33 protein-coding genes and 1 tRNA gene are annotated in these 17,749 nt (G+C 59.8%); 2 read left to right on the top strand and 32 right to left on the bottom strand.

Features of this window, described 5'->3' with window-relative positions; translation table 11 throughout:
• The first annotated feature begins 7 nt into the window (after positions 1–7).
• Positions 8–415 (top strand): response regulator, encoded by a 408-nt coding sequence (locus HV670_RS09195; RefSeq protein WP_175104463.1) that lies wholly within the window; start codon positions 8–10, stop codon positions 413–415.
• On the opposite strand, the gene HV670_RS09190 is transcribed toward HV670_RS09195, so the two are convergent.
• Positions 388–1,563: an MFS transporter gene (locus tag HV670_RS09190; RefSeq protein ID WP_175104462.1), complete on the bottom strand. Its 1,176-nt coding sequence runs from the start codon at positions 1,561–1,563 to the stop codon at positions 388–390. The genes HV670_RS09195 and HV670_RS09190 overlap by 28 nt on opposite strands.
• 197 nt (positions 1,564–1,760) lie before the next feature.
• A complete protein-coding gene (locus HV670_RS09185) occupies positions 1,761–2,561 on the bottom strand; it encodes a phosphodiesterase (protein WP_175104461.1) in 801 nt (266 codons plus the stop codon).
• A gap of 722 nt (positions 2,562–3,283) precedes the next feature.
• Between HV670_RS09185 and HV670_RS09180 the strand changes: the two genes are divergently transcribed.
• Positions 3,284–4,327 (top strand): tyrosine-type recombinase/integrase, encoded by a 1,044-nt coding sequence (locus tag HV670_RS09180; protein WP_175104460.1) that lies wholly within the window; start codon positions 3,284–3,286, stop codon positions 4,325–4,327.
• Here HV670_RS09180 and HV670_RS09175 read toward each other — a convergent pair.
• The 30 genes from HV670_RS09175 to HV670_RS09040 all read right to left on the bottom strand — a co-directional run bounded on the left by HV670_RS09175 (position 4,312) and on the right by HV670_RS09040 (position 17,727).
• Positions 4,312–4,557 (bottom strand): hypothetical protein, encoded by a 246-nt coding sequence (locus tag HV670_RS09175; protein ID WP_175104459.1) that lies wholly within the window; start codon positions 4,555–4,557, stop codon positions 4,312–4,314. The genes HV670_RS09180 and HV670_RS09175 overlap by 16 nt on opposite strands.
• 70 nt (positions 4,558–4,627) lie before the next feature.
• Positions 4,628–4,969 carry a DUF6283 family protein gene (locus HV670_RS09170; protein WP_175104458.1) on the bottom strand — a complete coding sequence of 114 codons (342 nt, stop codon included), beginning with the start codon at positions 4,967–4,969 and terminating at the stop codon, positions 4,628–4,630.
• The gene (locus HV670_RS09165) at positions 4,966–5,175 is read right to left on the bottom strand and encodes a hypothetical protein (RefSeq protein ID WP_175104457.1); all 210 of its coding nucleotides are present in this window, start codon (positions 5,173–5,175) and stop codon (positions 4,966–4,968) included. The genes HV670_RS09170 and HV670_RS09165 overlap by 4 nt, the downstream gene beginning before the upstream one ends.
• Positions 5,172–5,420, bottom strand: coding sequence for a hypothetical protein (locus HV670_RS09160; protein WP_175104456.1), 249 nt, complete (start codon positions 5,418–5,420; stop codon positions 5,172–5,174). The genes HV670_RS09165 and HV670_RS09160 overlap by 4 nt, the downstream gene beginning before the upstream one ends.
• The gene (locus HV670_RS09155) at positions 5,417–5,860 is read right to left on the bottom strand and encodes a hypothetical protein (RefSeq protein ID WP_175104455.1); all 444 of its coding nucleotides are present in this window, start codon (positions 5,858–5,860) and stop codon (positions 5,417–5,419) included. Before HV670_RS09155 ends, HV670_RS09160 begins: the two co-directional genes overlap by 4 nt.
• On the bottom strand, positions 5,857–5,994 hold the full coding sequence (locus HV670_RS09150; RefSeq protein ID WP_175104454.1) for a hypothetical protein: 138 nt from the start codon (positions 5,992–5,994) through the stop codon (positions 5,857–5,859). Before HV670_RS09150 ends, HV670_RS09155 begins: the two co-directional genes overlap by 4 nt.
• The gene (locus tag HV670_RS09145) at positions 5,991–6,248 is read right to left on the bottom strand and encodes a hypothetical protein (RefSeq protein ID WP_175104453.1); all 258 of its coding nucleotides are present in this window, start codon (positions 6,246–6,248) and stop codon (positions 5,991–5,993) included. Before HV670_RS09145 ends, HV670_RS09150 begins: the two co-directional genes overlap by 4 nt.
• Positions 6,241–6,477, bottom strand: a complete 237-nt coding sequence (locus HV670_RS09140) for a hypothetical protein (RefSeq protein WP_175104452.1) — start codon at positions 6,475–6,477, stop codon at positions 6,241–6,243. Before HV670_RS09140 ends, HV670_RS09145 begins: the two co-directional genes overlap by 8 nt.
• A 27-nt stretch (positions 6,478–6,504) precedes the next feature.
• Positions 6,505–6,783 (bottom strand): hypothetical protein, encoded by a 279-nt coding sequence (locus HV670_RS30550; protein WP_217478396.1) that lies wholly within the window; start codon positions 6,781–6,783, stop codon positions 6,505–6,507.
• Positions 6,776–7,120, bottom strand: a complete 345-nt coding sequence (locus HV670_RS09135; RefSeq protein WP_217478395.1) for a hypothetical protein — start codon at positions 7,118–7,120, stop codon at positions 6,776–6,778. Before HV670_RS09135 ends, HV670_RS30550 begins: the two co-directional genes overlap by 8 nt.
• Entirely contained in the window at positions 7,117–7,641 is a 525-nt protein-coding gene (locus HV670_RS09130) for a hypothetical protein (protein ID WP_175104451.1), read from the bottom strand. Before HV670_RS09130 ends, HV670_RS09135 begins: the two co-directional genes overlap by 4 nt.
• Positions 7,638–8,990 (bottom strand): hypothetical protein, encoded by a 1,353-nt coding sequence (locus HV670_RS09125; protein ID WP_175104450.1) that lies wholly within the window; start codon positions 8,988–8,990, stop codon positions 7,638–7,640. The genes HV670_RS09130 and HV670_RS09125 overlap by 4 nt, the downstream gene beginning before the upstream one ends.
• A 190-nt stretch (positions 8,991–9,180) precedes the next feature.
• A complete protein-coding gene (locus HV670_RS09120) occupies positions 9,181–9,591 on the bottom strand; it encodes a hypothetical protein (protein ID WP_175104449.1) in 411 nt (136 codons plus the stop codon).
• A gap of 92 nt (positions 9,592–9,683) precedes the next feature.
• Entirely contained in the window at positions 9,684–10,169 is a 486-nt protein-coding gene (gene ssb, locus HV670_RS09115; RefSeq protein WP_175104448.1) for a single-stranded DNA-binding protein, read from the bottom strand.
• A gap of 88 nt (positions 10,170–10,257) precedes the next feature.
• Positions 10,258–11,214: a recombinase RecT gene (locus tag HV670_RS09110; protein WP_175104447.1), complete on the bottom strand. Its 957-nt coding sequence runs from the start codon at positions 11,212–11,214 to the stop codon at positions 10,258–10,260.
• 24 nt (positions 11,215–11,238) lie between these two features.
• On the bottom strand, positions 11,239–12,192 hold the full coding sequence (locus HV670_RS09105; RefSeq protein WP_175104446.1) for a YqaJ viral recombinase family nuclease: 954 nt from the start codon (positions 12,190–12,192) through the stop codon (positions 11,239–11,241).
• A gap of 10 nt (positions 12,193–12,202) precedes the next feature.
• On the bottom strand, positions 12,203–12,325 hold the full coding sequence (locus HV670_RS31855) for a hypothetical protein (protein WP_281362380.1): 123 nt from the start codon (positions 12,323–12,325) through the stop codon (positions 12,203–12,205).
• The gene (locus HV670_RS09100) at positions 12,313–12,450 is read right to left on the bottom strand and encodes a hypothetical protein (protein WP_175104445.1); all 138 of its coding nucleotides are present in this window, start codon (positions 12,448–12,450) and stop codon (positions 12,313–12,315) included. The genes HV670_RS31855 and HV670_RS09100 overlap by 13 nt, the downstream gene beginning before the upstream one ends.
• A gap of 690 nt (positions 12,451–13,140) precedes the next feature.
• Positions 13,141–13,533: a hypothetical protein gene (locus HV670_RS09095; RefSeq protein ID WP_175104444.1), complete on the bottom strand. Its 393-nt coding sequence runs from the start codon at positions 13,531–13,533 to the stop codon at positions 13,141–13,143.
• Positions 13,530–13,733: a ribosome modulation factor gene (locus HV670_RS09090; RefSeq protein WP_175104443.1), complete on the bottom strand. Its 204-nt coding sequence runs from the start codon at positions 13,731–13,733 to the stop codon at positions 13,530–13,532. Before HV670_RS09090 ends, HV670_RS09095 begins: the two co-directional genes overlap by 4 nt.
• Complete coding sequence (locus HV670_RS09085; protein ID WP_175104442.1) at positions 13,730–14,002, bottom strand: hypothetical protein; 273 nt, start codon at positions 14,000–14,002, stop codon at positions 13,730–13,732. The genes HV670_RS09090 and HV670_RS09085 overlap by 4 nt, the downstream gene beginning before the upstream one ends.
• On the bottom strand, positions 13,999–14,205 hold the full coding sequence (locus tag HV670_RS09080; protein ID WP_175104441.1) for a hypothetical protein: 207 nt from the start codon (positions 14,203–14,205) through the stop codon (positions 13,999–14,001). Before HV670_RS09080 ends, HV670_RS09085 begins: the two co-directional genes overlap by 4 nt.
• Positions 14,202–14,435, bottom strand: a complete 234-nt coding sequence (locus HV670_RS09075; protein WP_175104440.1) for a hypothetical protein — start codon at positions 14,433–14,435, stop codon at positions 14,202–14,204. The genes HV670_RS09080 and HV670_RS09075 overlap by 4 nt, the downstream gene beginning before the upstream one ends.
• A complete protein-coding gene (locus HV670_RS09070) occupies positions 14,432–14,728 on the bottom strand; it encodes a hypothetical protein (RefSeq protein WP_175104439.1) in 297 nt (98 codons plus the stop codon). The genes HV670_RS09075 and HV670_RS09070 overlap by 4 nt, the downstream gene beginning before the upstream one ends.
• Before the next feature lies 1 nt (position 14,729).
• Positions 14,730–15,104, bottom strand: coding sequence for a hypothetical protein (locus tag HV670_RS09065; RefSeq protein WP_175104438.1), 375 nt, complete (start codon positions 15,102–15,104; stop codon positions 14,730–14,732).
• Between the two features lie 70 nt (positions 15,105–15,174).
• Positions 15,175–15,351: a hypothetical protein gene (locus HV670_RS09060; protein ID WP_175104437.1), complete on the bottom strand. Its 177-nt coding sequence runs from the start codon at positions 15,349–15,351 to the stop codon at positions 15,175–15,177.
• A 157-nt stretch (positions 15,352–15,508) separates the two neighbouring features.
• On the bottom strand, positions 15,509–15,847 hold the full coding sequence (locus HV670_RS09055; RefSeq protein ID WP_175104436.1) for a hypothetical protein: 339 nt from the start codon (positions 15,845–15,847) through the stop codon (positions 15,509–15,511).
• 207 nt (positions 15,848–16,054) lie between these two features.
• Positions 16,055–16,174, bottom strand: a tRNA-OTHER gene (locus tag HV670_RS09050).
• Between the two features lie 401 nt (positions 16,175–16,575).
• Positions 16,576–16,899: a hypothetical protein gene (locus HV670_RS09045; RefSeq protein WP_175104435.1), complete on the bottom strand. Its 324-nt coding sequence runs from the start codon at positions 16,897–16,899 to the stop codon at positions 16,576–16,578.
• 42 nt (positions 16,900–16,941) lie between these two features.
• Complete coding sequence (locus HV670_RS09040) at positions 16,942–17,727, bottom strand: phage antirepressor KilAC domain-containing protein (protein WP_175104434.1); 786 nt, start codon at positions 17,725–17,727, stop codon at positions 16,942–16,944.
• Positions 17,728–17,749 lie beyond the last annotated feature (22 nt).

The raw sequence follows: 17,749 nt of genomic DNA, 5'->3' as shown, positions 1-17,749 counted from the left end.
TACGACGATGTCCGCCGCTCCGATGCTCAATGTGTTGTTGATCGAAGACTCGCCGCTGATCCGGCGCAGCCTGATCGAGGCGATCGACGCCACAGGTAGTGCGCGTGTCGGGGCATTCGCCGATTCCGCGGCGGCCGCGCTGCGGGTGCTCGACGATCAGCCGTTCGATGCGGTGATCGTCGATCTCCAGTTGCGCGAGGGCTCGGGTATCGAAGTCCTTGCGCATCTGCAGCGACGCAAGATGCTCGATTCAACCCTGGCCGTCGTGCTGACCAATCACGCCTTGCCGACCTACCGCCAGCGCTGCGCGCAGTACGGTGCGCATCACTTCTTCGACAAGTCACTCGAGTTCGATCGCGTGATCGAAGTCCTCGAGCAACTCGCGAGTCAGGCTCGCCGGCCCCTGGGCAAGTGATTGGCCGCCGCGAGCAGCGTGAAGCCGAGGCCCACCATGCTCACGCCGAGCCAACCGTGCAGCCGCCATGCATATGCGCCGGCTGCCGAGCCCGCGGCACCTCCCGCGAAATAGAACATGATGAAGATCGTATTGATGCGGCTGCGGGCCTCGGGTTTTAGCGCGAAGATGCGCGACTGGTTCGAGATCTGCGCGGCCTGCACGCCGGCGTCGAGCAGCACGATGCCGACGATCAGACCGGCGAGGCTTGTCGCCGAGAAGGCGAACAGGATATAGGAGACCGCGCAGACTCCGATGGCAATCGTGATGCCGATGCGCGGTCCGCGGCGGTCTGCCGACTTCCCGGCGAGCGGAGCGACCAGGGCGCCGGCCGCTCCGACCAGACCGAACATGCCGGCCGCTTCCGGGCCCCAGCCGAAGGGGGGCGAGGCGAGCAGCAGCGCGAGCGTTGTCCAGAACGCGCTGAACCCGGCGAACAATGCCGCGCCTGTCAGCGAGGCCTCGCGCAGCAGCGGAAATTCATGCCAGAGATGCCACATCGAGCCGAGCAGTTTGGGGTAACTGAGGGTCGAGGTCGGTGTGCTGCGCGGCAGCCTGGTATGGATCGCGAAGCCGACCAGGATCATCACGCCGACCGCGCAGGCGAATACCGTGCGCCAGCCCGCCACCGCCGCGATCAGGCCTGAGGCCGTCCGGGCCAGCAGGATGCCGAGCAGCAGGCCGCTCATGACGGTGCCGACCGCCTGCCCGCGTTCCGCCGGTGGGGCGAGTTCAGCCGTGAAAGGCAGGATTTGCTGGGCAATCGTGCCTAGCAGGCCGATCGCCAGGCTGGCGCCGCACAATACCCAGAGCGAGGGCGCGACCGCCGCGGCCGCCATCGAGATGCATTCGCAGAGCACCATCATCAGGATCAGCGAACGGCGTTCGATGCGATCGCCAAGCGGCGAGGTGAAGAACATGCCGATCGCATAGCCGATCTGCGTGAGCGTCGGGACCGCGCCGACCCAGTGCGCCTGGTCCGGAAAGCTCTGGCGAAAACTGTCGAGCAGCGGCTGGTTGTAATAGATATTGGCGACCGAGAGGCCGGCAGACGTAGCTAGCAGGAGCAGAGTGCTGCGCGGAAGCGCGGGCGTGCTGACGGTCGACATCGTTGATGGGGCAAGGAATCGGAAGAGCGGCTGATGATACCGGACGCGCGGTGCTTGCGCTTGGCGCGTTCTTTTCGAGTCTTACTATTTTCTTTCGATGGATTCAGTCTTTGCATTGGCGTATCGAGCGCACTCTTGCCGGCGCGGTGGTCAAGCGAGCGTGCGCCCGTGGGTCATGCGGCCGGCGCGTCATTACTTCAAAACGGGTAGGGGCCGTCGAACGAATCTATATAGAGATGGTGGGTGACTAGCCCGCTATCCACCGTCCACTGATGCAGCGCATAGGCAGGTGGCTCCATGATGAAGGCAATTGGCGCGTCTGCGCGCAGGTCGAACATCACCTGATGCGCGGTCGACGGACAGGTCGAGGCGATCGTGCCGGCAAACCGCGCGTGAATCGGCCGGTGCAGGTGACCTGAGAGCACGCGTTCGATGTTCGGGTGGGCGCGCACGATGTCGGCGAGCCGTCGTGAGGCGTCGCGCTCGAGCAGGATGTCGTCCATATGTCCTACGCCCGTGCTGAACGGCGGATGATGGATTGCGACGACAACCGGGCGGTTGCGTGATTGCGCAAGCTCAGTGTCGAGCCACGCGAGCCGCTCGTCGCAGAGTGTGCCGGCGTCTTCACCTTCGATGAGCGAATCGAGGGCGATGATGCGCAGCGCGCCGATGTCGACTCCATACTGTACGAACGCGCCGCCCTCGTGGAGGTAGGCGCGATCGGCGAACACCTCGCGTAATGCGAGGCGATCGTCGTGGTTGCCGACCATCAGATAGCAGGGCGCTTGCAGGCGGTCCAGGCAGGTACGCAGGTGCCGGTATTCCTCGGGCAGGCCGCCATCGACGAGGTCCCCGGTGATAAGCACCGCGTCGAGCGAGTCGCCGAGTGCGTTGAGGCGGTCGATCGCGCGGCCCAGAAAACCTGCCGTATCGACCTTTCCATAAGCAAGTTCGCCGGGCGGGGTGATATGAAGATCGCTGATCTGGGCGAATCGCATGATGCGTCCTCGCGGGTGAAGAGGGGAGAGTTGATGATTGCATACTGCATGCCGGCTGGCGAGCGAGGGTGCAAGGTGCAAAGAAGAGGACGAGTTGGACGTTTGCAGGCAGGACACCCACTGAGCGCTGACAAGGACGGCTCTGCCCTCCGCGCGAACCTTCTTCCCCCTGAAGGAGGATTGCCGCGCACGTGTTCAGGACGCGAAAAGGAGCGCGTGCAATGTTAGAATCCGGGTCCGCTTTGCCCGAGTGGTGAAATTGGTAGACACAAGGGACTTGAACTAATTTGAGCCCTCCGGGGGAAACTCCTGAGGTGAAGCCCGTCAAAGTCGGCGAAGGCCCTGGACTTTCGAGTCCGCGCTGATACCGAGCCAAGCCCCGCGTCGCAAGACGTGGGGAAGGTGTAGAGAGCAGACGGCGGGCACCTAAGGCCGCGAGGCTAGGGTGAAGGCGTGCTCCAGACCACGAACAGCGCGCGCTGGCGGCGAAAGCCGAAGTGGTAAGAAAATCCCTCGACTTCACGGTCGTACCGGTTCGATCCCGGTCTCGGGCACCACTAGCAGTTTTAGTGTACCGTATTTTTGAGTAGTAAATGCAAGCTAATCATCAACTTGTGTGATATTTTTGGGGTTCTGGGTTTTGAGCCGTAGGGAGCCGAAACAAGCCGTTTTCGATCCTCCGTACGCCAGAAATACGCCAAAGAGTACGCCAAGGGGACGAGATGGCTTCATTCATTAAGCGCGGTGACGTGTGGCGGGCGCTTATCCGCCGCCCGGCGCTCGGCATCAGCATGTCCGAGTCGTTCAAGAATAAGGCCGACGCGGTAGCCTGGGCGACCAAGATCGAGCATGAGATCAACGTCGGCAAGCACAAGGTCGGCAGTTCCCGGACCGTAGCCGATGCCATGCACGAGTACGAAAAGCGCGTGTCTCCGACGAAGCGGGCCAATCGGTGGGAGGCGATCCGATTCGCCGCCTTCATTCGAGACTTCCCGGACCTCGCCGCGACAAAACTGACAGACATAAGCCCCCAGCACATGGGAAAGTGGCGCGATGCGAGGCTAGCCGGCGTGCCAGCGCGGGGAATCAAGCCAGTAGGATCGGCAACGGTCTTGCGCGACATTAACCTGTTCTCGCATGTCTTCACGACGGCTCGCGACGAGTGGAAATGGATTTCGGAGAGTCCGTTCAAGGGGGTGCGCCGCCCGACTGAGCCGCATCCCCGGGTCTGCCGCATCACTGACAAGGAGGTTGAAAGCCTCCTGAGTGCGCTCGGCTATGAGCACGACCAAACTCCAAAGACAAAATCGGCTCGAATCGGGGCCATGCTTGTCTGGGCGATCGAGACCGCGATGCGCTCTGGCGAAATCGTTGATCTCCGGTGGGATCGGATCAACACCGAAAAACGCTTCGCCCATCTGCCGCGCACCAAGACCGATGTTCCCCGGGACGTTCCGCTGTCTGCGCGCGCTCTGAAAATTCTCGAGCAATTCGAACCGCTCAAGAAAGAATTTGACGGCCATGTTTTCGGCGTGAGCAATTCGCTTCGGGACGCGCTGTTCCGCAAGGCGAAAAAGGCCGCCATGCTGCCCGATATCAACTTCCACGATGCCCGACGCGAGGCGCTTACCCGACTCGCCAAGATTTTCAACGTCATGGAGCTTGCCAAGATCAGCGGACACAAGGACGTGCGGATATTGCAATCCGTGTACTTTGCCCCGACTGCCGCCGATCTGGCCGATAAACTGCATCAGACTTCGACGTGAGACTCAGCCCACGCCGTCACGTCTTTGGCGCGCCAGAGGGGCCGCGGCTTCTCTGCGCCCTTCCCGGACGGAATGCGTAGCGGGTGCGGGAATCCGTCTTGCTTCACGATCCATTGCTTCGTGTGCTGCTCGCTGCGGTGCAGGTACACGGCCACGGCCGCGATATCCCACAGGGCGTTCGGGTTCAGTGCCGCCGCAATCTTGCTCGCCAGTTCTTCGATTTCGCTCATTTCACACCCCAATATCTGCGCGTAGTAGCCAATATTCGTTCTGCTGCTGCTTCCATCAGTCTCAATCCACCTAACCCGGTAACGTGTCTTCGAACCGCGCATGCTGTTCGCCGCGGAGTCGAATCTTTTCGAAGTTCTCGCACGTCATCAGATGGATGCGCAATGCGATATTGTTGCCAGGTCCCGCCTGATTCATGAGCCATCCGATGCAATGAGCACCCTCGGTTTCATGGCAGGCCATCGCCCTTAGTGGGCCGGATAGCGCCGACAGGTCGCCTTCCTCGGCAATCGTATCCGCGAGGTTCCGGTGCTTGGTCTCGCAATATCCATTCGGGATGTCGTGCGGATCGACGTCCTTCAGCCATGGGCACTTTTCGCACTGCGCCGTGCGCTTCAGCTTCCACGTCTTCATATCTCAGCCCTCTTCATAAACAGTTCATGCGCCGTTCGATCGGCAGGCGCTCCCTCGTCCAGCATTTCCATTGCCCAATCGATCTCTTCCGAAACCCATTGGCCGGCGCATTCTTGCGAGCGGTTGAATTTCTCCACGAGCGCTAGTTCAACCTTGTCGGCGTAGCGCTCGGCTGCGGGGCGGATATCGGATGGTTTGCGTTTCATGTCGGCGTCTTCGCTGAATCAATCCGCAAGATCAACGAGCGGACCTCGTTATCGTTACCATAGGGCGACGTGAAATGCTCCTTCTGGCGAGTCCAGCCGCCACGGCAGTCATAGAACGAGCCAGCGAATACCTTGGCATCAACGGGCTTGTCTTCGAATGACCGGATCGTGTTCTTCTCAAACTCGCCCTCAGGCGTCAGGACGAGTTGCACCACGCCGTCCTCGATGTAGATTGCGGTCTTCATCCCCGCTCCTTTGCATTGGTGGCTGACAGAGCGGCGTCGATGGCGGCGTCTACCGTAGAGTCATCCCGGCCCAGAAGTTCGTGTTCAAAATGGAGGGCGATATAGTCGAACGAGTCGCCATCTCCAGGGGCCGCCCAATCGAAGCAGTTGTCCTTCAACCACCGATACCGCGCCGCGTCGCGCTGGAGCGCTTCGACGCCCGCCGCTATTGGCCCCCAATCCGGAATGCCGCCGAGGATGGCGCCCACTTCGTCAACCGTCGATTTCTGGGTCTTCGCTTCCTGCGCCCAGATCCGGGCTTGCATGAGGATCGCTTCGCGCTCGCGCTGGAGGATTTCGATCGCATCGGCAGCTTCGTCGGTGATCTGCTCGATCTCTTGCGGCGTTCCGTCTACCGTTTCCTGCGCGCGCAGGCGCTTAATCAGGTCATGGGTGGTCACAGTTGCCCCTTTGCGCACCATTGCGCGGGTAAATCGCTGCCGTAGTAGATGCGGAAATTGCCGATGCCGAAGGACCCGAGTGCATACAGTGCAACGGTGACGGCACCAACAATGGCTAGCGCGGTGCGGATCATTTCGTGTCTCCATTGGCAAGGGCACGAATTAACTCGGCATATTCGGTGGCGGAAAAGTCATGCCCCACGCGCTTCTCACATTCGCGGGCCGCCTCCTCCAGCGCGGCGCGTCGGGATGCTTGCCATGCCTCACTAGCTGCCATGCGCGCCATTCGAAAGACGCTCGCGCCATCGTCGCCGTCTTTGGCGGATTCGGATAGCACCCGATGCCAGGCGGTAGTGCGGATGTGGGACTCGAATTTGGTGTCAGGCATCGCGCTTTCCCTTCTCGAAAGTCAGCGTCGTATAGAACTCCTCGCCCATAAAATGGGATCGAATGAAGTCCGTGTTGTTGAGGCCTATGAACCGGAATTCTTCGACGATCTCGGGATCGATAACCACAGGCTCACCATTCCGCACAAACTGCATGTCGGCCAGTTCGGGCTTGTTCAGCGCGCGCCATTCCTGGATCGTCGCGATTGCCTCATCGACGTCAATTTTCATTGCGCTCTCCTTGCTGTGTGGGTGCGATCATGATCGATAGCCCGCAGGTTCGATAATCTCAACATCGCTCGCCTCTAGGCCGCCGACAATTGCCGATACGCCACAGTGCGGGCATGCATCGAACGTCACGCGCAAGCCCTTCCCGACGCGCGTGTCTGAAACCTCACCTTCCGCGCCGATCGGAACAGACTGGCATTGAGTCTTCACCTCAGTCACGAGGCGGACGCGGAGGCCCATCCAGTCAGCGTTCTTCTTGCCTCCTGGTGGCGGCGAGAGGCGGATACCGCTAGACGTGTTCTTAAACATTGCCGTTCCTTTTGTCTGCACCACTGGCGTCAGTAGAAGGGGTGGCGACCAGGCCCAGCGATTGCGAGTAGCCGAGATAGCTCGCTACCTTTTCCATCTTGTTCACTTGGGCGGAGTCGTCTTCGATGAAATCGAATTCGCCATTGGCAACATTACCAAGCTCATACACCATGGCGAGCAGGTCGTTCATTTCGGCATAGATGCGCTGTGCGTTCGACTCGTCGCGGCCCGGCTGGACTTCCGACAGACCGAAGTGCGCGGCCTTCAGCGCGATCTGTGCAACCTCGGCCGCTTCTTCTGCGATCTTGACGAGGAAGTATTGCGATAGGGTCATCATGACGATTGCCCCTCCGCTTTACTGGCGTCGCGTTGAGCGTCGATGCCCAGCCGGTCCTTTACGACGGCCAGCGCGCACCGGAATCCATAAACGAATCCAGCCTCTCTTGACGGGTCAGAATTCGTCCACCAACGCTGATTTTTCTCGCTCTCCTTTCGGTAGACTTCAAGCGCCGTCTTCACGTCGACGGATTCGATGTTAGCTCGCACCTCATCGCTCAGCGCCACCGCCTCTTTACCAGCAACGCTGACTGGTCCGGTGTAAAGCATCGTACCGGCCGGGACGTCCCTCAACCACTTGATCTTGTAGTTGCGGTGATAGCTTCCGTTCGTCCATGACTCGACTTCAGCAACCAGCACCGCGCTTTCAGCTTCGGCAGCGGTGCGGCTGGCTACCAAGTCGGTAATGGCGCGCAATACCAGATCGACACCGGTGTAGCCTTCGAGCCCGAGCAGCGCAGTGATCACACCCATGTCAGCGCAGAGGCTCTTGAACGCGGCCTTGTAGTCTTGTTCGCTCATGACTTATCTCCAGTAGCGGCCAGAGCAGCGCGGGCAGCTTCGATCGGCGTCGATCCTTGGCCGTATGCGATCGGCTCTTCAGATACGTCGCCGTACAGGTCCGCGTGCCATAGGCTGGCTTCGTGCTCGGGGGTGACAGCGATGCGGTACCGCTCCATCAGCGCAGACAGCTCATCCACGCTGACCGGCTTTGCGGCGGCGAGAAGGTCGATCTCGGCGAAATAGTCTTGCAATGCAATGCTGGACGCTCGCAGACGCGGTGCGATGTACGCAGCGGTCTTTTTCACGTCAGTTATGGTCGCGGTTTTGATACCGGGTTCGTCATAACCATTCTTCGGAGCGTAGAAGGCCTCGCCCTTGGCCCACATTTCCATGTATTTGGTGGCGGCCTGAATGTCCGATAAAACGTGTTCCGGCATTGCGGGCAGGCGCGGGCCGTCCGTCAACGTCGCCCCACTATCAGCTACGGATGTAGGGGCGGCGGCGAGAGCCGCATTGATCGCGCTCGCGATGAATACGGCGTGCGCTTTATCGATTGCATCGTCGGCGTGGTAGCCGAGCTTCAGCGACTCGCCTCGCGGCAATACGACATACCAGGGATCGTGCTCACCAGCACCGGGGTTCTTGAACGCATAGGCTTTCCGGTCGCCTTGCAAAAAGTCGGCGGGGATTTCCGTGATCGCCGGAATATCAGCGGGGTGCCACAAATGCGCGCCTGGCGCTATCGTCGCCCCTGCATGCGCTGCGGTGGCTGGCGCATCGCTGGCAAAGTTTTCAGCTGTCAAGCTTTCCTTGACAGCTTCGCTGGCGCGCGGAAGGGGAGCGACCCAAGGACCTACCTCAACGTCGACGCCTTCTATCTTCACGCGCACACCATCGTGGTCGATCAACATCACGCCTTCGCAGAGGTGATATTGCGGCTCCGCATGCAGATGATGTGCAACGTAGACAAGCGCCTTTTCAAGGTGTGCCATGCGCGTCGCACCCACAGCCGCGTGCTGCGATGGGCTGGCGTCGCCCGGCATGCTGTGCGACTGCTCAGGTGTCAAGGGATGCTTGACGACTGACGCTTCGAGAGCGCCCTCGATCGCTTTTTTCATCATTGAGCGCGATTCCGAATCCCTGATCGCGGATTCACTGGCTCTGATCGATCGCAGAGCTGCATCGATCATCTGATCAGTCACGCCTCGCGTCGCACCATCCACCGCTGCGGGCGCTGCATCGCTGGCACGGGTGGCGAGTAGGGCGCCTGTGATGTGCTTCATGACATCGGGCGTCAGTGCGTCGCCCCATGAAAACTCAGGCGGCAGGATTTCGCACATCCGGCTGAATGAAAGTTCGGCGCTCATCCTTCGCACCCCATTTGGTAATTGCCGCCACACTTTGACGAGCAGAAATCCATCGCCCGTGTCCGCACGTATTGCTTGCGCATGACGTGGTCGTAAGCGCGATCGATAATCTTCATCGTGTGCGGGGTCGTGATAGCCTGAGTGCAGTAAGGGCACTTAGCTGGCGCGGCTTGGGTGGGAGTGGTGTTGGTCATGCTGCCACCACATCAGCCAGAGCGAACACGATGCCGCGGCAATACTTCTCGTCGCCCTCCAGCACCTCGAACGTCTCGTGCGGAATGGCCGTCTGGTAGGTCCACGAGTACGTGCCATCATCCCAAACCGCCTCGATAGTCGCCGCCTTCGCCTTCAGCTTCTCGAAGTGCGGGCACTCGTCGTTGTCACAGCCGTTTTCCAGTAGGCCCGTCGAATCCAGATGAGCCGTCGTTCCTTCGTACGCGCCCAACTCATCGCGGATCGCGCCGTCGAACTCCATCAGGTCGTCGCTCGCGCCGTAGACGATAACCAAGCCTGCCGCTTTGGCTTCAGCCCGGATGACCGAACCAACTTCAAAAGGGTACTGAGAACCGTTGAGTTTCTGGGCAAGTTCTTTTGCGTTCATGGTATCTCCAGTAATAGGGGTGCCGCCGATTAAGCCATTGACTCAGACCACGGCTCGGCAGCGGTGCCTCGATTCGTTATGCAGGAAGGGGCTCAGATCGCAGACCAAGCGGCGCGTGCGTAGGCTGGGGCAAACGGGATGTCCTCTGACATGCCGCCGAACCCGCCATCATCCGGTGCCGCGGGTTCCGATCGACCCGTCCGAGCCGACGCAGCAGAACGCTCTTGCTTAGAGCCGTCTCCCTGCTTGCCACCGAGCATCTGCATCTGCTCCCCGACAATCTCGGTCGAATACTTTTCGACGCCAGCCTGATCAGTCCACTTGCGCGTGCGAATGCGGCCCTCAACGTAAACCGACGAGCCCTTCTTCAGGTACTCGCCGGCCACCTCCGCAAGCCGGCCGAAGAACGCGACCCTATGCCACTCGGTCGACTCCTTCATGTCGCCACTCGCCTTGTCCTTAAACCGGTCCGTTGTTGCGAGCCGGATATTGGTCACGGCGTCTCCGCTCGGTAGGTAGCGAGTTTCAGGATCGGCGCCGAGATTCCCCACCAAAATCACTTTATTCACTGATGCCATGACACTTCCTTATGGTGTTGGATGCCGCTGCCTATTGGGGCGCTCGGGAATACGCTTTCGCCAATCCGGGCGGGCAGCGGCGGTGAAACTAGGCGGCTTCCAGCGTCTCTTTACGCTCGCGGTACGCTTCCTCGAGCTTGACGCGATCGCTGTCCGGGAAAGATCGAATCTCGTCTGCGATCACGCCGAGATCGTCCAGATCCGTGGCGCGCATCACCCGGTCGAGCATGTCTTGATATGCTTCGCTGCTAATTTCGCCCGTGCTCGGATCAACAGCGCCGATCGGGCTGCTCGGGCTGCTCATTTCCGGCTCGGTCACATGGACGAAATCGCCGTCGATGATCGCGTGGTTTCCTTGGTCGGTCGCCTCGGTAACCGCAATGGCATTCGACAACTCAATCGACTTCGGCATGTACTTGAGCACCTGAAGCAGCGGCACCTTGCGGGCGTACATTTCCCAATCGCGGAAGCTGTAGTGACTGCCGCCGACCTTGTTGTATTTGTCGCGATGCTTCTTCACCTTGCCGACAGTCCAGACCTCGATCACCGGGTGCTGCGAGTTGTTCACGCGGCCGACCGCATAGACGTGCGTCATCTTGTTCGGGTCGTTCTCTTCGCCCGGACGGTGCCGGATGAATGGCGAGTCACCCAGCGCATAGTCGAACTCGTCGCCGTCGAACACGGCGCCTGTCCAGACCGTTGCACGGCCGCTTCGCGACACCAGATCGACCAAGCCCTTCCAGCCAGGTACGAAATTGCAGGTCTTGCCGTATGGGACGAGAAAGCCCTGGCCATCCACATTGATCTCGAGTCCGAGTGTCGCCGCCGTCATGATCGCTCCGGCGATAGACTTTGCCTCACACCCCTGCAACTTTGGCGTGGTGCTGAATGCGGTCAATGCCAGACGCGCCATGCGGTCAGCGGTCAAGTGCTTGGGCAATGCCAGCGCCATTTGTGGCTTGAACGTGTCGAGGAACTTGCTAAACGATGCAACGGGGTTTTCTTTCTTGCCCGTGGCGACTTGCTTCAATGCGGCGGAAGTCATAGTTGATCCTGTGGGTTAGGGTGCTTACTTCTGCTTCTTCAGCCGAAGCACGCGAATCTCTTTGGTGCGCCTGAACTTTGCGAAGACTTCGGGTAACTCGGCTTCGAGGGCCTTCTGGTCTAGGCGAGTGTCGTTTTGGTTCTTCCATGAGCAGAGATCGTGGCCACCGACCTTCAGGAAGGCATGCGGCCGCATGAAGTCGACAATGCGAAACGACAGGTCTTCTTCCTGCTCTTCCAGCAACTTGATACGGCGCTTCACATCGGCCAGTTGGAACACGGCATCACGCGTTTCGGTATCAGCTTCGATGCTCGTGCCGTCGGCCTTGGCGTAAATCGTCCGGGCGTCGTCAAAGTCGATCGGATCGGGTGCCATGTCAGCCAGCACGCATTCATTCCAGAACTGGACCACGCGGCTACGGATGCCGGATATCGTCTCGTCGTCGCGCTCGATCTCGTAGATCAGAAAGTCGTCCATGCCGATCAGGGTCGCCACGATGCAGCGGCGGCGCCCCGTGATTCCGAGTCCGTGCATGAACTGTGCGGCATACTCGATCGGTACTTCGTCCGTCAGTTCCTCGCCCCACTTCTTAGCCGCGAAAGGATGGACCGTCTTGCAGTCGCCGTTGACGTGTTCGCCGTCGAGCATCAATTCGAAGTCGATCTCGCACTTCATGAACGGGTGCTCGGCGTCGGTGTAATACTCGTTGCGGCGGATCAACTCCACGTCGCGACCCTCGTCTTTCAGGCGGTCGATCAGCATGTCGAGCACAATCGGCTCAAGACGATGGCCACGGTCGAAGCGCTTCTGGCGTGCCGGGTCGATCTCTTCCTTGATCGCGCGGCCCATTTTCTCGAGCCACAATTCGTAGGGCGTCTTCCACGGGCTCACGCCTAAGATCGCGGCTACGTCCGACCCACCGACGAAAAGCGAGCGATCCACCGGCCGGCCCAGCCCCTTCGATTCATCTGCGCCCATAGCGCCTCCTTTAGCTATTCTTGATAACGATCAGCACCACAGCAGCCAGCGCCATGATTACCGCCGTGCGGTTCGGATACTTCCTGCCGATGCGATCCAGCCGGCGAATCCCCTTGTCGATCAGCGAAGCCATCGTGTCCCCGTAGCAGTGAAAAACAGCATGGTTGTCAACGCGATCACAATGCCCGCACACGCTATGGCGGCAACGATCTCGTGCAGCGTCTCGGACTGCTTAAGCGTCTTGTTGCCGTAGCGCATAGCGGCTCCTTTTGTTTGGATCGGGCATCCCACCCGACAAGGCGCTATGACCGCGCTGGCTGGACAAGCAACACGCCGTCACCCTGGCGGGGGGGGCCGTACTCTCCGGCTGTCACACCACTCCTTGCGCCCACTACAGGCCCGGCAGGTGTCGCGTTGAGTTCGGTAGCTGTTTTGGAGAACTACTCGCACCACTGCCTCTCACCTGAGTAGTTCCGCCTACGGTCAACGGCGCAATAGCGGCTCAGGATCGTTTGACAGCATCAGCTTTCGCCCTCATGGCTGGGACCTAGGGCCTGTCATGTCCCTAAGTTTTCAAGCGCTTCATAGATCGACGGCTTACTCGTACTGACTTCACCCGCCTAAGCTCCACGCTACCCAGCCATCAAGGCCCGGGACAAAGCGCCCCGGCTTCGCTTTGCTGCTTTCGGCGCTAGCGGGACTGTTCCAGCTAGCGCAATTCACCTATGCCTGGACGGCCGCCGACGATTTACGCTCTCGAATTTGTGGGGGATTGACAACTTCGCATATCGCTCTCCTTAGTTAATGCCCGGGATATTCGGCCGACCCGGATTCGCCATTCCGTTGAAATTCAGTGCAGGCGCAGCAGGAAGACCCCAGCCACTAGCGCCGCAAACGCGGCTGCGAATCGAATGCAGGCGGCGAGGGATTCGGCGCGGGCGGGGCAGGTCATGCTTGCCTTGCCTTGAGCATCGAGTCGGCGTAGCGCCAGCGCCACGCGAAGTAGCGGGCTATCTCCTGATCGCGGTCCCACGCATACGCTGCGTCAATCGCGGCCTTGTATTTCGCGTGAAACTCGCGCACCTCATTGCTTACGTCGCTCAACTCAAGCCACTCATCCAGTCCATCCCACTCCTTGTACTGCTCGCTGGTGAGGGATGCATGTGGAACCGGTATGACTGGACGCGACGTAGCGGGTGCATGCTTGAACCAGTCGGGGATTTCCGCCGGCGCACGCACGGCAAAGTAGTCGCGCAGCGTCGCGCCTAAGCTGATAAATGGCGTTTCATTCAAGTCGCCACACCATGGGAACGCTTGGCCGCCGTTCTCGATATCGCTCATGCCGCACCTCGCCCCTGCATGTAGCCAAGCCCATACTCAGGCTCCTCGTGGATGCTCACGTCGCGCATGCCATCTGCGTGGCCGCGCATCCACTTGTCATAGTCGAAGCGGTGATGCGAAGGCGAGTAGGGGCAGGCGAAATAGCTGAAACCTTGCCGGCCCGCGTCATAGCCGCGTTGGTATGCGTCTTTTGTGCTCATGCCGTTACCTCTTGATCTGAAAATTTGGCGAGAACTTCCCGCGCACGCTCGACCGCTTTCAACGGCGCATCCGTATGCCATCCGGCGCGGCCGGGAACCCATCCGACAAGCTCGGTCAGCGCCTCGACTAACTCCTTCTGATGCCTCGCCTCGATCTCAGCGCGCCTCTGCCAAGCCAGTTCGGCCAGCACGAGCGGGGAGGCGTGATCGCGGGCGGCTAGTCCGGAGAGGTAGCGCTGGCACATTGCGCGTTCTATTTCGGTGTTCATCTTGTCTCCGCATGTGAGGGAGCGGCGGCGAGCATTGCGCGGTAGACGCGATCCGCATATCCGCCGCAGGCTTGGCCCGCATTGAACATGTCGGGAGTCGGCTCAATCGGCACCAGCGCATAGCCTTCGGGTGCGGACCACAGTGCCTCGAAGTACACTTGATAGGGCGTGCGATTCATCCAGGGCTTTTGTTCGGTGGTCATGCTGGACTCCGAAGGCCGCGCCAGAATTCGCTGGTGATGTACCTATCGGATTTATCGCCCCAAGCGAGGCCGCCCTCGATACCCAATTCACCAAACGACCACCCATTGCCGTTCCAGTAGTAACGACAGAGGTGCGTGCATTCAGGCTCTTCCCATGAATATCGGACCTCATACCAGCCCTCGTGAACTGGATCGGTCATTGCCGCAAACCACTCAGTAACTTCGCTCACGCTGCTCTCCTCTCAATCTCATCGCCGAGGACCACGTTTCCGAGCCTCATCGTTTTCGTTCTGTACCGGCCGAGGTGGACGTCGATCGCTTCACCCTCCAACATCGCGCGATCTCGCCGCAGTACGTTCTTGCGCATCGGCTCAATCCGCTCGATCTCGGCCGTGTAGACGGCGCCTTCATCTGTCAGTTCGCCGGTTACAGTGGCCCACACATGTAGGTCAACTAGTTCGGCGCCGACTGCGAGAGAGGTATCGAACTCGACCTGGGAATGCTGTTGGGTGAAGGCGAGCATGTCAGTCCTCGATTTCGATGGGGACGGCGACGGCGACAACCCGGAATACGGTTCCGATCGAGTTCTCGCGCGCCAGATCTTCGGTGTCGAAACCGCCCAACTTCGGACCACTGTCCAGATCGTTCCGATTGCCATACACGTTCACATAGACCGTTCGCTTCTTCGGGGCCATGAAGAGGTCGATATCGCTATCTCCCGGACGACCGATCCTGCCGTCCTCGTAGTACGAGTTTGTGAGGTGCTGACCCTCGACCAGGGCGATGACGCGATATGCGGGGTCGCATTCGGGAACGTGCACGATAAATTTCGCTGCCTTGCCTTTTCGCGTAACCAGCGGCTCGCCACGCTTCACGGCTTCGAGATCAAACGGCTTCATGGTGGGCTCCACGGTTAAAAACCAGCGCCAGCACAACGCAGGCTGCATAGATTGCGAGAAGGGTCATGGCTCAGGACTCCTCCAGCGATTTGCGGCAATTGTCTTGGGTGGAGTAAATGAAGCCGCCCTTCTTCTGACCTTTGGGGAAGTACTGAAAACCATCGGGGACCTTGCGGATCTCGCCAATCTTCTTGCCGTCGAGCCGCACATCGGTCTTGAACTCATCGGCTTGATAAGTGATCGCCATCTCTATCTCCTATGCCGCTTTCCGCAGCAGTTCAGCCGCCTCAACCACACTCAGATTGGCTTCGTACATCTCGCGTGCACCCTCAGGCACAGGGCCGATCAAGCGCTCAAGGTGGGCGAGCCATTTGGGGTACGGGAAGGCTTGTTCGTAGGGCATTTCAGGCGGCGGTGAGCAGCGGGAGGACTTGTTCCGGCCACTTGGTGGACTCGTCCCAATCCGGAACTTCTGACTCCATGCGATAGCAAGGGACAACATCGCCATCCATGTCGAGTTCTGGCGTCGCCCACGTCGAAGCGAGATAGGTGTATCCGCCGAGATACGGCTTGCCGTCGCGAAAGATCACGTCGCCGGTGCAATCCCAATCGCCTTGCAGGCCGGCAGAGGCTTCTTCGGGCTTACGCTCTGCTATCAGGCGCGCTGCCTTCTCCCAATCGAAAACCATCCGCTCATTGCCGCGATTTGCTTCGCCCATTGCGAAGGCCGCCATCGAGTCCATGCGAGTCTCCAGTGCGTTAGTGAGTAGGATTCCTCTGTACGCTACATATAGCGGCGCAGGAGGGGTTGATTGCAGCCTTACGGGAAGGGGCCGGTGCAATCTCCGGCATGAAACAGTTACGACTACATTGCCGCCTGCATCACCTGTGCACCTCAGCGCGCATCAGCCTGCGCATTCCCTTCCCGTAAAACTGCAACAGCTTTCATGAATGACGGACGGGACTCGAACCCGCACGGCGCCCGACGTCGCACTGTCGGCACCCTCAGTTCTCGGGATATAGCGCGATACCTAGTCCACGAGTGCGTCTACCAATTTCGCCACCGTCATTCATCAAAACTGAACTACACGGGCACCGCATCTCATCGACACGGCGCCCATCGGCTCTGTCGCCTCGCCAGTTCCTTCACTGGGTCATCAGGTCTCCACTGTTACAGCCAGTGGTCGCATTTCCTTCTCACGCGGGCGGACTTCACGGGCGTCTTGTTTTGCGCGGCCATGCGCATTGCTGCGGTACTTCGGTGCTTACACCCTGACGATCCGTATCTCGTATCCCTGAATCTGGCAGCCCGCGTTCTGGGCGCGCCTCTCAGAGCTAAAAGCGCCGAGCCACGATGCATCGACCCATAGTTCAGGAGTCAAAATCGAGAGGTATTGAACCTTGAACATCCCACTCCTTAGCTATTCATCTATCTGCACTGCAGAACCCGTAAGCTCTGCGCTACAGACAGTTAGGCTGCTTCGTGTTGCGCAACCTTCGAGCGGACCCAGGCGATGCGGGCGGGGTTGAGGTGCATTTCGTTTGCATCCGAGTCTTCATAAAATTCTTCCGCTCCGCCGAACGGATAGACTCTATTGAGGCCGGCCGCGCGAAAGGCTCTGGTGAGTCCGTCGCATTCTTCTTCCTGGTGTTCGCAATCGATATTCCGAGCGTCCATCCAATACTCGAAACTTGAGCACAGACCGCGGCGACGTTCGAACGGCTCACCATCCACCGCGCCCGTATCAACCCATTCCAGCCACGCAGTCAAAAACGCTTTCAGGTGCTCGCTCATGGTGTCTCCGGGTTACTTTTTGAAATGCCCGAAATTCGGGTATTAAGCGACAGCAGCTTCAGCAACCTCGACCACGGTCGCACCAAGCATCGTCGCCACTCGCGCAATGCCGCGACCCGTGATGCGCACTTGCTCAGCCACTTTCTCGGTTCCGTCTTCGCGCGTGACGAGTGTCGACTTGTGGACCAGCAATCCGGCTTGCGTCTTGTCCTGATAGCCGAGCCAGACTGCGCAGCCGGGGCGCTTGAAGATCCAGCGCATTTCATTCAGGCGAGTGAACAACTGTTTCGGCGGCATCTGAAGCATCTTTGCGGCGTCGCTGATGCAGAACGAACCTTCGGCCTCAGCGATGCGGCGCAGTGCGTTGACCTTGGGCTCTTGCTCGATGATCTTCGCTTCGAGCGCGATCACCTTCTCCGTGTAGGTCAGGAGAGTGGAGCGCAGGAACGCGGGGTCGTTCAGGTCGATGGCGGGCGCGGCGTTGTACGAACCCGTCTTGCGGATCGTCGGCAGCACTTCGGCCGTGACCCACTTGCGGAACCGGTACGGACGCGTGTCCGACTTCATCGCATCGCGGCAACGCAGCACCAGCGTGTACATGCCGGACTCCGACACGATAGACACTTGCTGTGCGCCGCCAAGGGTCTGCACTGAGCGCAGACCCCTTTCATCGTCATCCAGCTTGCGGACGGCGGTAGCATCCACGTCGATCACCGCGCAAATGTCTGACGCAATGAACCACGGCTCGCCATCGTCACCCATCACGGCGCGAACGGTCATGCTCTCGAACTGGAACGGCACCAACTGATTGACGGCTTCGGCTTGCATCGCTCTCTCCACCTGGCGCACT

The sequence above is a fragment of the Pararobbsia alpina genome, from assembly GCF_902859895.1.
Taxonomy (GTDB): Bacteria; Pseudomonadota; Gammaproteobacteria; order Burkholderiales; family Burkholderiaceae; genus Pararobbsia; species Pararobbsia alpina.
This window is presented reverse-complemented; position numbering and strand designations above follow the sequence as displayed.

Coding starts and splice junctions, on each gene's coding strand:
- HV670_RS09195 (WP_175104463.1), top strand. CDS start 8: ATGTCCGCCGCTCCGATGCTCAATGTGTTGTTGATCGAAGACTCGCCG.
- HV670_RS09190 (WP_175104462.1), bottom strand. CDS start 1,563: ATGTCGACCGTCAGCACGCCCGCGCTTCCGCGCAGCACTCTGCTCCTG.
- HV670_RS09185 (WP_175104461.1), bottom strand. CDS start 2,561: ATGCGATTCGCCCAGATCAGCGATCTTCATATCACCCCGCCCGGCGAA.
- HV670_RS09180 (WP_175104460.1), top strand. CDS start 3,284: ATGGCTTCATTCATTAAGCGCGGTGACGTGTGGCGGGCGCTTATCCGC.
- HV670_RS09175 (WP_175104459.1), bottom strand. CDS start 4,557: ATGAGCGAAATCGAAGAACTGGCGAGCAAGATTGCGGCGGCACTGAAC.
- HV670_RS09170 (WP_175104458.1), bottom strand. CDS start 4,969: ATGAAGACGTGGAAGCTGAAGCGCACGGCGCAGTGCGAAAAGTGCCCA.
- HV670_RS09165 (WP_175104457.1), bottom strand. CDS start 5,175: ATGAAACGCAAACCATCCGATATCCGCCCCGCAGCCGAGCGCTACGCC.
- HV670_RS09160 (WP_175104456.1), bottom strand. CDS start 5,420: ATGAAGACCGCAATCTACATCGAGGACGGCGTGGTGCAACTCGTCCTG.
- HV670_RS09150 (WP_175104454.1), bottom strand. CDS start 5,994: ATGATCCGCACCGCGCTAGCCATTGTTGGTGCCGTCACCGTTGCACTG.
- HV670_RS09145 (WP_175104453.1), bottom strand. CDS start 6,248: ATGCCTGACACCAAATTCGAGTCCCACATCCGCACTACCGCCTGGCAT.
- HV670_RS09140 (WP_175104452.1), bottom strand. CDS start 6,477: ATGAAAATTGACGTCGATGAGGCAATCGCGACGATCCAGGAATGGCGC.
- HV670_RS30550 (WP_217478396.1), bottom strand. CDS start 6,783: ATGTTTAAGAACACGTCTAGCGGTATCCGCCTCTCGCCGCCACCAGGA.
- HV670_RS09135 (WP_217478395.1), bottom strand. CDS start 7,120: ATGATGACCCTATCGCAATACTTCCTCGTCAAGATCGCAGAAGAAGCG.
- HV670_RS09130 (WP_175104451.1), bottom strand. CDS start 7,641: ATGAGCGAACAAGACTACAAGGCCGCGTTCAAGAGCCTCTGCGCTGAC.
- HV670_RS09125 (WP_175104450.1), bottom strand. CDS start 8,990: ATGAGCGCCGAACTTTCATTCAGCCGGATGTGCGAAATCCTGCCGCCT.
- HV670_RS09120 (WP_175104449.1), bottom strand. CDS start 9,591: ATGAACGCAAAAGAACTTGCCCAGAAACTCAACGGTTCTCAGTACCCT.
- ssb (WP_175104448.1), bottom strand. CDS start 10,169: ATGGCATCAGTGAATAAAGTGATTTTGGTGGGGAATCTCGGCGCCGAT.
- HV670_RS09110 (WP_175104447.1), bottom strand. CDS start 11,214: ATGACTTCCGCCGCATTGAAGCAAGTCGCCACGGGCAAGAAAGAAAAC.
- HV670_RS09105 (WP_175104446.1), bottom strand. CDS start 12,192: ATGGGCGCAGATGAATCGAAGGGGCTGGGCCGGCCGGTGGATCGCTCG.
- HV670_RS31855 (WP_281362380.1), bottom strand. CDS start 12,325: ATGGCTTCGCTGATCGACAAGGGGATTCGCCGGCTGGATCGCATCGGC.
- HV670_RS09100 (WP_175104445.1), bottom strand. CDS start 12,450: ATGCGCTACGGCAACAAGACGCTTAAGCAGTCCGAGACGCTGCACGAG.
- HV670_RS09095 (WP_175104444.1), bottom strand. CDS start 13,533: ATGAGCGATATCGAGAACGGCGGCCAAGCGTTCCCATGGTGTGGCGAC.
- HV670_RS09090 (WP_175104443.1), bottom strand. CDS start 13,733: ATGAGCACAAAAGACGCATACCAACGCGGCTATGACGCGGGCCGGCAA.
- HV670_RS09085 (WP_175104442.1), bottom strand. CDS start 14,002: ATGAACACCGAAATAGAACGCGCAATGTGCCAGCGCTACCTCTCCGGA.
- HV670_RS09080 (WP_175104441.1), bottom strand. CDS start 14,205: ATGACCACCGAACAAAAGCCCTGGATGAATCGCACGCCCTATCAAGTG.
- HV670_RS09070 (WP_175104439.1), bottom strand. CDS start 14,728: ATGCTCGCCTTCACCCAACAGCATTCCCAGGTCGAGTTCGATACCTCT.
- HV670_RS09065 (WP_175104438.1), bottom strand. CDS start 15,104: ATGAAGCCGTTTGATCTCGAAGCCGTGAAGCGTGGCGAGCCGCTGGTT.
- HV670_RS09060 (WP_175104437.1), bottom strand. CDS start 15,351: ATGGCGATCACTTATCAAGCCGATGAGTTCAAGACCGATGTGCGGCTC.
- HV670_RS09055 (WP_175104436.1), bottom strand. CDS start 15,847: ATGGACTCGATGGCGGCCTTCGCAATGGGCGAAGCAAATCGCGGCAAT.
- HV670_RS09045 (WP_175104435.1), bottom strand. CDS start 16,899: ATGAGCGAGCACCTGAAAGCGTTTTTGACTGCGTGGCTGGAATGGGTT.
- HV670_RS09040 (WP_175104434.1), bottom strand. CDS start 17,727: ATGCAAGCCGAAGCCGTCAATCAGTTGGTGCCGTTCCAGTTCGAGAGC.